The organism is Gordonia sp. 852002-51296_SCH5728562-b (genome assembly GCF_001665475.1).
Taxonomy (GTDB): domain Bacteria; phylum Actinomycetota; class Actinomycetes; order Mycobacteriales; family Mycobacteriaceae; genus Gordonia; species Gordonia sputi.
Window position 1 is genome coordinate 94,811 of record NZ_LZMI01000061.1, and the last position, 10,531, is coordinate 105,341.

The 10,531-nt window shown below is 65.2% G+C and carries 4 protein-coding genes and 1 pseudogene; 2 read left to right on the forward strand and 3 right to left on the reverse strand.

Annotated elements, in window-relative coordinates; all coding sequences use genetic code 11:
• Window positions 1-71: 71 nt before the first annotated feature.
• A complete protein-coding gene (locus tag A5766_RS11060; RefSeq protein ID WP_064904743.1) occupies window positions 72-1,526 on the reverse strand; it encodes a glutamate synthase subunit beta in 1,455 nt (484 codons plus the stop codon).
• The gene (gene gltB, locus A5766_RS11065) at window positions 1,519-6,102 is read right to left on the reverse strand and encodes a glutamate synthase large subunit (protein ID WP_064904745.1); all 4,584 of its coding nucleotides are present in this window, start codon (window positions 6,100-6,102) and stop codon (window positions 1,519-1,521) included. The genes A5766_RS11060 and gltB overlap by 8 nt, the downstream gene beginning before the upstream one ends.
• A 325-nt stretch (window positions 6,103-6,427) precedes the next feature.
• Between gltB and A5766_RS11070 the strand changes: the two are divergent.
• A pseudogene (locus A5766_RS11070) lies at window positions 6,428-7,065 on the forward strand (response regulator).
• Window positions 7,062-8,405, forward strand: a complete 1,344-nt coding sequence (locus tag A5766_RS11075; protein WP_005206088.1) for a sensor histidine kinase — start codon at window positions 7,062-7,064, stop codon at window positions 8,403-8,405. The pseudogene A5766_RS11070 and the gene A5766_RS11075 overlap by 4 nt, the downstream one beginning before the upstream one ends.
• On the opposite strand, the gene A5766_RS11080 is transcribed toward A5766_RS11075, so the two are convergent.
• Window positions 8,372-10,462, reverse strand: a complete 2,091-nt coding sequence (locus A5766_RS11080) for a DUF2254 family protein (RefSeq protein ID WP_005206087.1) — start codon at window positions 10,460-10,462, stop codon at window positions 8,372-8,374. The genes A5766_RS11075 and A5766_RS11080 overlap by 34 nt on opposite strands.
• Between the last annotated feature and the right edge of the window lie 69 nt (window positions 10,463-10,531).

A 10,531-nucleotide genomic window follows, 5' to 3' on the forward strand; every position in this document is an offset into this window, starting at 1 on the left:
CGACCGCCGGTCAAGCGCTTTTCGCTGGTCGAGCCGTCCCGCTGGTCGAGATCACCACCCAGCGGGGCAGGTCAGCGCTGCGCGACCTGCGTCGGCACGATCGGTGCGGGCAGATCCGACGCGCCCGCGAGGTACCGGTCCGCGGCGGCCGCAGCCGAGCGACCCTCCGCGATGGCCCACACGATCAGCGACTGTCCGCGCCCGGCATCGCCCGCGACGTACACGCCCTCCTGCCCGACCGCGGCAAAGTCGTTGTCGCGCTTGATGTTGCCGCGCTGGTCGTATTCGACGCCCAGCTTGTCGAGCAGGTCGACGCGCTCAGGACCGACGAAGCCCATGGCCAACAGCACCAGATCGCACTCGAGCTCGAAGTCTGAGCCCTCGACCTTCTCGAATCGACCGTCACGCATGGCAACTTCGTGCGCCTTGAGCGCGGTGACCTTGCCGTTCTCGCCGATGAACTGCTCGGTGTTGACCGAGAAAACCCGCTCGCCGCCCTCTTCATGGGCAGACGACACGCGATACATCAGCGGGTACGTCGGCCACGGGGTCGACTCGGCTCGCTCGGTCGGCGGCTTGGGCATGATCTCGAACTGGTGTACAACCTCAGCGCCTTGACGCAGCGACGTGCCGAGGCAGTCGGCGCCGGTGTCGCCGCCGCCGATGATGACGACCTTCTTGCCCTTGGCACTGATCTGCCCGTCGACGGTGTCGCCGAGCTGAATTCGATTGGCCTGCGGCAAGAACTCCATCGCCTGGTGGATACCGTCGAGCTCGCGGCCCGGAATCGGCAGATCGCGACCGATCGTCGAACCCATCGCGAGCACAACGGCGTCGAAGTCCTGACGAAGCTGCGCGACGGTGATGTCGACGCCGACGTTGACACCGGTACGGAAGACGGTGCCCTCGGCCCTCATCTGTTCGAGACGACGGTCGATGTGCCGCTTCTCCATCTTGAACTCGGGGATGCCGTAACGCAGCAGTCCGCCGATGCGGTCGGCACGCTCATACACGTAGACCGTGTGGCCCGCACGGGTGAGCTGTTGCGCCGCTGCGAGTCCCGCGGGCCCCGAACCGACGACGGCAACCGACTTGCCAGTCCGCTCGCTCGGCAGCACGGGCTGCACCCAGCCGCTGTCGAAGGCGTTGTCGATCAGCTCCACCTCGACCTGCTTGATGGTCACCGCGGGCTGATTGATACCGAGCACGCACGACGCCTCGCACGGCGCCGGGCACAGACGCCCCGTGAACTCCGGGAAGTTGTTGGTCGCGTGCAGGCGCTCGATGCCTTCTTTCCACTGATCCCGGTAGACCAGGTCGTTCCACTCCGGGATCAGGTTGCCCAGCGGACAACCGTTGTGGCAGAACGGGATACCGCAGTCCATGCAGCGGCTGGCCTGGGTCTGTAGCTCCGACTTGTCGAACTCGTTGTAGACCTCTTTCCAGTCCATCAACCGCAGGTCGACCGGCCGCCGCTCGGGCAGTTCACGCTCGGTGTGCTTGAGGAATCCTCTGGGGTCAGCCACGTGCGGCCTCCATGATCGCTTCGTTCACGTCTCGTCCGGACTTCTCTGCGGCGTCGATCGCAGCCAGCACGCGCTTGAAATCGCGCGGCATGACCTTGGCGAACGCCCGCTGGGTGTTCTCCCAATCGGCGAGGATCGCCGCGGCGACCGGCGACGCCGTCTCGCCACGATGTTCACCGATGATGCCGGACAAGAACTCGATGTCTTCGTCGTCGAGTGGTTCGAGGTCGACGAGTTCGGGGTTCAGGTTGGTACCCAGCTTGTTCTCCGGGTCGTACACGTAGGCGATGCCGCCCGACATACCGGCCGCGAAGTTGCGTCCGGTGTCGCCGAGCACCACCACACGTCCACCGGTCATGTACTCGCAGCCGTGATCGCCGACGCCCTCGACCACCGCGGTGGCACCGGAGTTACGTACGCAGAAACGCTCTCCCACGACGCCGCGCAGGAAGATCTTACCCTTGGTGGCACCGAAGCCGATCACGTTTCCGGCGATGATGTTGTCTTCTGCGACAAAGCCTTCCGGCGTATTCGCCGGCGGGCGCACCACGATACGTCCACCCGAGAGGCCCTTACCGACGAAGTCGTTGGCGTCGCCCTCGAGTCGAAGCGTGATGCCCTTCGGCACGAACGCACCGAAGCTATTGCCTGCAGAACCCTCGAAGTCGATGATGATCGTGCCCTCGGGAAGCCCTTGCGCGCCATGCGTCTTGGTGACCTCATGGCCGAGCATCGTTCCGACGGTGCGGTTCACGTTGGTGATCTTCGACGTGAACGACACCCGGGTGCCGTGATCGATCGCCTCACGACTCTGCGCGATGAGCTGCTGGTCGAGCGCCTTCTCTAAACCGTGGTCCTGCACGCCGGAGCAGTACAGATCCTGGTTCATGAACGGCGATTCGGGCGTCGACAGAATCGGCGACAGATCGAGCTTGCCCGCCTTCGACGACTTCCAGTGTGCGAGCGCCTTGGTCGTGTCGAGAGCCTCGACGTGGCCGACGGCCTCCTGCAGCGTGCGGAACCCGAGGCGAGCGAGCAGCTCGCGTACCTCTTCTGCGATGAACATGAAGAAGTTCTCGACGAACTCCGGCTTGCCGGTGAAACGCTCACGCAGCAGCGGATTCTGGGTGGCGACGCCGACCGGGCAGGTGTCGAGATGGCAGACGCGCATCATGACACAACCCGAGACGACGAGAGGCGCCGTCGCGAAGCCGAACTCCTCGGCTCCGAGCAGTGCACCGATCACCACGTCGCGGCCGGTCTTGAGCTGACCGTCGACCTGCACCGAGATGCGGTCGCGAAGTCCGTTGAGCAGCAAGGTCTGCTGCGTCTCGGCGAGACCGATCTCCCAGGGGGCACCGGCATGCTTCAACGACGTCAGCGGCGACGCACCGGTACCGCCATCGTGGCCGGAGATCAGCACGACGTCGGCGTGTGCCTTCGACACACCCGCGGCGACCGTTCCGACGCCGAGCTCACTGACGAGCTTCACGTGAACGCGCGCTTGCGGATTGGCGTTCTTCAGATCGTGGATCAGCTGGGCGAGATCCTCGATCGAGTAGATGTCGTGGTGCGGCGGCGGCGAGATTAGGCCGACGCCCGGCGTCGAACCACGAACCTCGGCGACCCACGGGTACACCTTGTGCGGCGGAAGCTGGCCACCCTCACCGGGTTTCGCGCCCTGCGCCATCTTGATCTGGATGTCGGTGCAGTTGCTCAGGTAGTGCGAGGTGACACCGAAGCGTCCCGACGCGACCTGCTTGATCGCACTGCGACGCCAGTCGCCGTTCTCGTCGTGATGGAAACGACGCGGATCCTCGCCGCCCTCACCGGAATTCGACCGTCCGCCGAGTCGGTTCATGGCGATCGCCAAGGTCTCATGTGCCTCGGCCGAGATCGAACCGAAACTCATCGCCCCCGTCGAGAAGCGCTTGACGATCTCGCTCGCGGGTTCGACCTTGTCGATCGGGATCGGGTCGCGATCGCCGAAGTTGAAGTCGAACAGTCCACGCAGAGTTGCCATTCGGGCCGACTGATCGTCGACCATCTTGGTGTACTCCTTGAACACCTTGTACTGACCGCTGCGCGTTGCGTGCTGAAGCTTGAACACGGTGTCCGGGTTGAATAGGTGGTACTCACCCTCGCGCCGCCACTGGTACTCGCCGCCGACCGGGAGCTCACGGTGTGCGCGCTCGGACGGACGGTCGTTGAACGCCAAGGCATGTCGCGTTGCGACGTCGGCGGCGATCTCGTCGAGCCCGACGCCTCCGAGCTGGCTGTTCATCCCGCTGAAGAACTCGTCGACGGTGTCCTGGTCGAGACCGATCACCTGGAAGAGCTGAGCGCCGGTGTACGAGGCGACCGTGGAGATGCCCATCTTGCTCATCACCTTGAGCACGCCCTTGCCTGCGGCCTTGACGTAGTTGTTGCGGGCGGTCTCGAAATCGATATCGCCGAGCACTCCGCGCTCGACCATGTCCTCGATCGATTCGAATGCCATGTACGGATTGACCGCTGCCGCACCGAATCCCACCAACGTGGCGACGTGGTGGACCTCGCGGCAATCACCCGATTCGACGATCAGGCCGACGCGCGTGCGCTTGCGCTCGCGGACCAGATGATGGTGAACCGCGGCCGTCAGCAGCAACGACGGGATCGGCGCGAGCGTCTCGTCGGACTCGCGGTCGCTGAGCACGACGAGGCTCACACCGTCGTCGATGGCAGCACTGACCTTGGCGCGGATCTCGTCGAGCGCCTTGCGCAACCCGGCACCACCCTCGGCCACCGGGTAGAGCCCGTGGATCTGGATGCTGCGGAAGTCGGGCAGCGCGTCGTCCTCGTTGATCCGGACCAACTTGGCAAGGGTGTCGTTGTCGATCACCGGTGAGGGAAGCGCGATCTGGCGGCATGACTCGGGACCCGGGTGCAGCAGATCGGCTTCGGACCCGATGGTTCCGCCGATGCTGGTGACGATCTCCTCGCGGATCGCGTCGAGCGGCGGGTTGGTCACCTGCGCGAAGAGCTGTTGGAAGTAGTCGAACAGCATCCGCGGGCGTGCCGACAACACCGCGATCGGGGTGTCGGTACCCATCGAGCCGATGGCCTCGGCTCCGGTCTTCGCCATCGGCGCGACCAGCAGGTTGAGCTCCTCGGTGGTGTAACCGAACACCAACTGCCGCAACGTGACCCGGTGGTGGGACATGTGCTCATGCGGCAAGGCTTTGACGTGGTCGATGTGGACGAGGCCCTTCTCGAGCCACTCCGCGTACGGATGCTCGGCGGCGAGTTCGTCTTTGATCTCCTCGTCGTCGACGATGCGGCCGGCCTCGGTGTCGACGAGGAACATGCGGCCCGGCTGCAGTCGCAGCTTCTGCACGACGTCGGCCTGGTCGATGTCGAGCACGCCGACCTCGGAGGCCATCACGACGAGGCCGTCCTTGGTGACCCAGATTCGGCTGGGGCGCAGGCCATTTCGGTCGAGCACAGCGCCGACGACGGTGCCGTCGGTGAAGCACACCGATGCCGGTCCGTCCCACGGCTCCATGAGTGACGCGTGGTACTCGTAGAACGCGCGGTGCTCCGGCTTCATCGCCTCCTGACGTTCCCACGCCTCGGGGATCATCATCAGGACCGCGTGGGGCAGGCTGCGCCCACCGAGGTGCAGCATCTCGAGCACCTCGTCGAAGCGTGCCGTGTCCGACGCTCCGGGCGTACACACGGGGAAGATCTTCTGCGCTGCGCCGTCGCCGAACAGCGACGTGTCGATCAGTGCCTCACGGGCACGCATCCAGTTCTCGTTGCCGGTGACGGTGTTGATCTCACCGTTGTGGGCGACTCGTCGGAACGGATGCGCGAGCGGCCACGACGGGAAGGTGTTGGTCGAGAAGCGCGAGTGCACGAGGCCCAGCGCGCTCTCCACCCGCGAATCCTGCAGGTCGAGGTAGAACTCCCGCAGCTGCGGGGTGGTGAGCATGCCCTTGTAGACGAAGGTCGTGCCCGACAGGCTCGGGAAGTAGACGGTCTCGCGGCCCGGGCCGTCGGCGCCTGCACCCTTGTTGCCGAGCTCGTGCTGAACACGCTTGCGCACGACGAATGCCTTGCGCTCGAGCTCCATGCCCGACGCGCCGGCGAGGAACACCTGACGGAAGGTCGGCATCGCGTCGCGCGCGAGCGCACCGAGGCCGTTCTCGTTGGTGGGTACCTCGCGCCAGCCGAGCACGGTCAGACCTTCGGACTCGATGATCTTCTCGACGCCCTCGGCGGCGGTCGCGGCGTCGTTCGAGCCCTGCGGCAGGAAGGCGATACCGGTCGCGTAGCTGCCCTCGGCGGGCAGTTCGAAGTCGACAACCTCACGCAGGAAGCGGTCGGGGACCTGGATCATGATTCCGGCACCGTCGCCGGTGTTCGGCTCTGCGCCCGCGGCACCACGATGCTCGAGGTTGATCAGCGCGGTGATCGCCTTGTCCACGATGTCGCGGCTGCGACGACCATGCATGTCGACAACAAACGCAACACCGCACGCGTCGTGTTCGTTGGCCGGGTCATAGAGCCCAATGGGGCCTGGAGCGTGCTTCATGTATTCGCCTCACTAGGTGCGCGACGTTGCGCAGAGCTGTCACCCGTTTCGTCGTTGACAGCAGTCCTACCGAGCCAACAGAATCCACCCTCATCGTGGGCTGACCTGGGCTGATCCTGTGATCACTCGGTGGCTGCCTCGTGCCAGCGCCGTTGCTGGCGGGGGTGTGCCGACCCTGAGATCGCGCTGACACCCCACTGCTTCATGAGCATTGTCGAATATTTTCTCACGGGGGGTACCCAGTATTGAAATCCGGCTACCACATCGCCGCTGATTGCGCAGGTTACGCACAACGAACAAGGCGTCGAACCCCTATCCTGAGTCGGTGGAATCGCTGGTGACTGCTGTGGTGATCGACGACCATCCGTTCTTCCGGGATGGCATCTCCCGCGGACTCACCCAGAGTGGCCGCGTACGCGTGGTGGGTGAGGCAGGTGACGGCCCGTCGGGCCTCGAACTCATTGCGGTGAGCTGCCGGATGTGGCCGTCGTCGACTATCAGATGCCGGGGCTGACCGGAGTCGACGTCGCGCACGCGGTCACCAGGGACGGACTGCGGACGCGGGTCCTTGTTCTCTCCGCTGTCACCGACGCGCCCATCGTCTTCGCTGCGCTGGAGAAGGGTGCGGCGGGGTATCTGAGCAAGGAGTCGAGCCGCGACGAGATCGTCGGAGCCGTCACGCGGGTTGCCAAGGGCGAGACGGTGGTCCCCGCGGAGTTGGCTGCCGGGCTCGTCGGTGAGATCAGGTCGCACGCGCGCAACGACGGCCCGGCGCTCAGTGAGCGTGAACGCCAGGTGCTCGAAGGCTTCGCCCGCGGCCTGTCGATCCCGCAGGTCGCGGGCGAGCTCTTCATCGGGGCGTCGACGGTCAAAACGCATGCACAACACCTGTACGAGAAGCTCGGCGTGTCCGACCGCGCTGCTGCCGTCGCCGAGGCGATGCGTCGCGGACTTCTCGAATGACTCGACCCTCACTGTTCAGACGCCTGAGCTATGGACGCTCGGGCAACCCGGATGGCCAGGCGCCGCAGCTCGGCCTGACGGAGCTGATCGACGAGCCGCGCATCTCCGAGATCCTGATCGATCACGCACTGCTCGGTGTCCGAGTGCAGGTCGTGCTGCGCATGTTGCTCTCCGTCTTCGTGCTGGCGACCGTGCTCCTCGATCCACCCGCCGACGGTGCCGCGTTCTGCATCGTGGTCGCGGTGCTCTACGCCGTCTGGTGTCTCGCAGGTGTGCTGGCGGCCTCCCGAATACGGGTAGGAATGATCCGATTCGCCTGGCTCGCTTTGTTTGTCGACCTCGCGGTCCTCGTCGTCCTGATCGTCGTGGCGAGTCGTTCCGATCAGGTCAGTTGGACCTCGGACGTACTCGTCAACGGATTCGTCGCCATCCCGATGATCGCCGCGACGCAACTGCGCCCCAGAGTCTGTGCGCTCGTGGTGATCCCGACCGTCGTCGTCTACTTCCTCGCGAGCGCTCTGGCCCGTGTCCCCAACGGCGAACCGTGGTCGCTCATCGCGATGCGCACGCTTGTCGTCGCGATCCTCGCATTGGGCAGCGTAATGCTCTCGACCGTTCAGCGTTCACGGGTGTCGACGATCGGATCTCTTGCGGCACAACGTGCTCGACTTCTCGACGAGACCGTCCGCATCGAGGAACGCGAGCGTCGCGACCTCGCCGAGCACCTCCACGACGGCGCGTTGCAGTACGTTCTCGGCGCGCGGCAGGAACTCGATGCGGCGCGCGACGGCACCGATCCCGACGCTCTCGCACGGGTCGACACAGCGCTGCGCGAGGCGTCGAGGCTACTGCGCTCGACGTTGGGTGAACTCCATCCCGCCGTGCTCGAACAGGGAGGACTCGCCGCGGCGGTCACCGATCTCGCGGCCTCGGTCGAACAGCGTGCCCCGCTGACGATCTCGGTGGACACCGTCGGCTGGCCGAGCGATCTGCGCACCACGTCCGATCCCATGCTGTTCGCAACCGCACGCGAGCTGCTGACCAACGTGGTCAAACATGCCGACGCCCATACCGTCGAACTGTCAGTCGAATTCGACGACGGCACAGCCCGTGTGATTGTTGTCGACGACGGGCGCGGCGTCGACGAGTCGACGCTCGATCGTCGCGTCGCCGAGGGACACATCGGACTCGTCTCGCGTCGGGTGCGCCTCGAGCAGCAGGGCGGCTCGTTGACCGTCACCCGACGTCCCGGCGGTGGGACCGCCGCGATCGCCGAGGTTCCGGTGGTCGACGTCGGAGCGCGTGCTCAGTCGAACGTCGACCCTCTCTCGGAGCCGTAACCCTGCCGGTCCGGACGCTGCGCGAGCCGACGGTCGAGGCCTATCGGCCAATCGAGCGCGACCTGCTCGTCCAGTGCCGCAAGACGTTCGACGATCGGCGGCTGTTGATCCGCGCCGCACTGTGACGCAACGGTTTCGTAGAGCGCGCGCAATCGCCGATGCACCTGAGCCTGGCCGTGACTGTGCCTGCGGATCTCATCGGTACCGATCGCGACATAGTCCGCCCACGTACGTCGATAGCCGCGCACAGCGCGTGAGCGTCGAACCGCGTCGGCGTGGACCCGCGGCGCGAGCATCAGCAGCATGTCCTCGATGTGGTCGAGCGCCAACACCACCGTGCTCGGATCATTGCCAGCAGTCGAGATCGCCTTGAGGGCGATATCCGAAATGGCCTGCAGCGCGGCAACAGGACTCACCGACGGCTGATGCATGTCGCCGAAGAGCAAGCACCGCAATACTTTGTGCTCTGGCACCGGCCCGCCCCGCGGCGTGCCGACCACCGCGATCACGCCGACGTTGTGCGGCACGTTGTCGCCGACCATCACCAGCAGATCGAATCTCACACCCCATGCCGCCGCGTAACGTTCCAGCATCGGCACGTTCACCGCGAGCAGCACCCGCCCTCGAGAACCTATCTCTCGCAACATGATCACATGGCGTGGCTCTTCGCCGAGTGTGGTGTCGGGAGCGGGCGCCACGCTCGGCAACTGGGTCTGGAGCGACTCCTCCGGGTACAGCCGACGGATCGACGCACGACCGTCCGCAGCGATCCACCGCATCAACTGCGCAACGTTGAGAACCGCGCCGACCTTACTGACCAACGCGACGAACAGGATCGCCGACACCACCGTCAGGAAGGCCGCAATCGCCGTCGAGGCGCCCGGGGTTCCGTCGTCGGGACCGGTCAAAGCGAGATCCATCGCCACCATCACGCTGAACACGAATGTGGCAAGGAAGAAGCCGACAGACCAGCGCATCACCGGCTCGCGCTGCAGCATGGGGATGACGCGGACCGAGATCTGCGACGCCCCGAACTGCATCGCGAGTGTCACCGCGGTGAAGACCAGACCTGTCAAAGTGGCTGTGGCCCCGGCGATCACGCCAAGCACGGTCGCCAGGGTTCCCGAGTCGACGTCGAGGCCGATGTTCTCGTCGATCGTGATGCACAACAGGGCCGCGATGATGGCGAGCAGCACGAGGATCACCGGCAGCCGCCAGGTGGGGACCACACGCAGCCGACGTCGCACCCGCCGCCAACGCACGGCCGTCGCGGCCCTACTCGGAAGTGCGACGCCACCCGGAACCGCCGCAACTGCCTCAGGCATCGGGTCCGGCGGCAGGTCTGGGACGCCGAATCGGCCCGCGAGCGTTTCCTGCACGACAATCTTCCACCGAATGAGCGGTTCCCGAAGCCGTTGTTCGCGTCGTACCGCTTTGTCGTACTTGCCTTCTCGGCTGCGGTAGAACCACCGCGCCCACGGCGACGCAGGTCGCGCAATACGAATCGCGCCGACCACCAACAGGACCGGAAAGAACATACCGACCAGTCCGGTCCACAGCTTGCCCTTGGCGAGGGTGATCGCCGCCAACACGACGTTCACCACGATGCCGAGAACGACGACGATCCGTGCCGGCACGGTCGGATCATCGCGGAACTCATCGGCCGCTGAGGTCAGGTCGAGCGGGCGAAAACCCATGAGGAACAACACGCCGATCGCGATGGCGACGAACACGGCGTCGACCGATGCCCGACCCTCCTTCTCCCAGTACACGTCTCGCAGATGCAGGATGAGTGCGAATTCGTCGAGCACGAGCGCACAACCGATTCCGAACAGAGCCGCGAGCACACAGTCGGTGATCGGAGTGTCGAAACGAGAGATCGCGATCAGCCCGAACCCCGACAACACCATGACGATCACGCCGAAGAACTCGTGGTGGAGGTGGAGTCCGCCCGGCGCAACATTGCCCGGCCACCAGCGCACCTCCGCGCGAATCAAACGAACGCTGATGCGGATGAAGATGAACGTCGCTATGAACGCGATCAAGAACAAGAACATGGGGACCAGTCCGGTCCACAGCTTGCCCTTGGCGAGGGTGATCGCCGCCAACACGACGTTCACCACGAT

Excerpts from the sequence above, each read along its gene's own strand:
- gltB (WP_064904745.1), bottom strand. The coding sequence starts at position 6,102 with ATGAAGCACGCTCCAGGCCCCATTGGGCTCTATGACCCGGCCAACGAA.
- A5766_RS11075 (WP_005206088.1), top strand. The coding sequence starts at position 7,062 with ATGACTCGACCCTCACTGTTCAGACGCCTGAGCTATGGACGCTCGGGC.
- A5766_RS11080 (WP_005206087.1), bottom strand. The coding sequence starts at position 10,462 with ATGTTCTTGTTCTTGATCGCGTTCATAGCGACGTTCATCTTCATCCGC.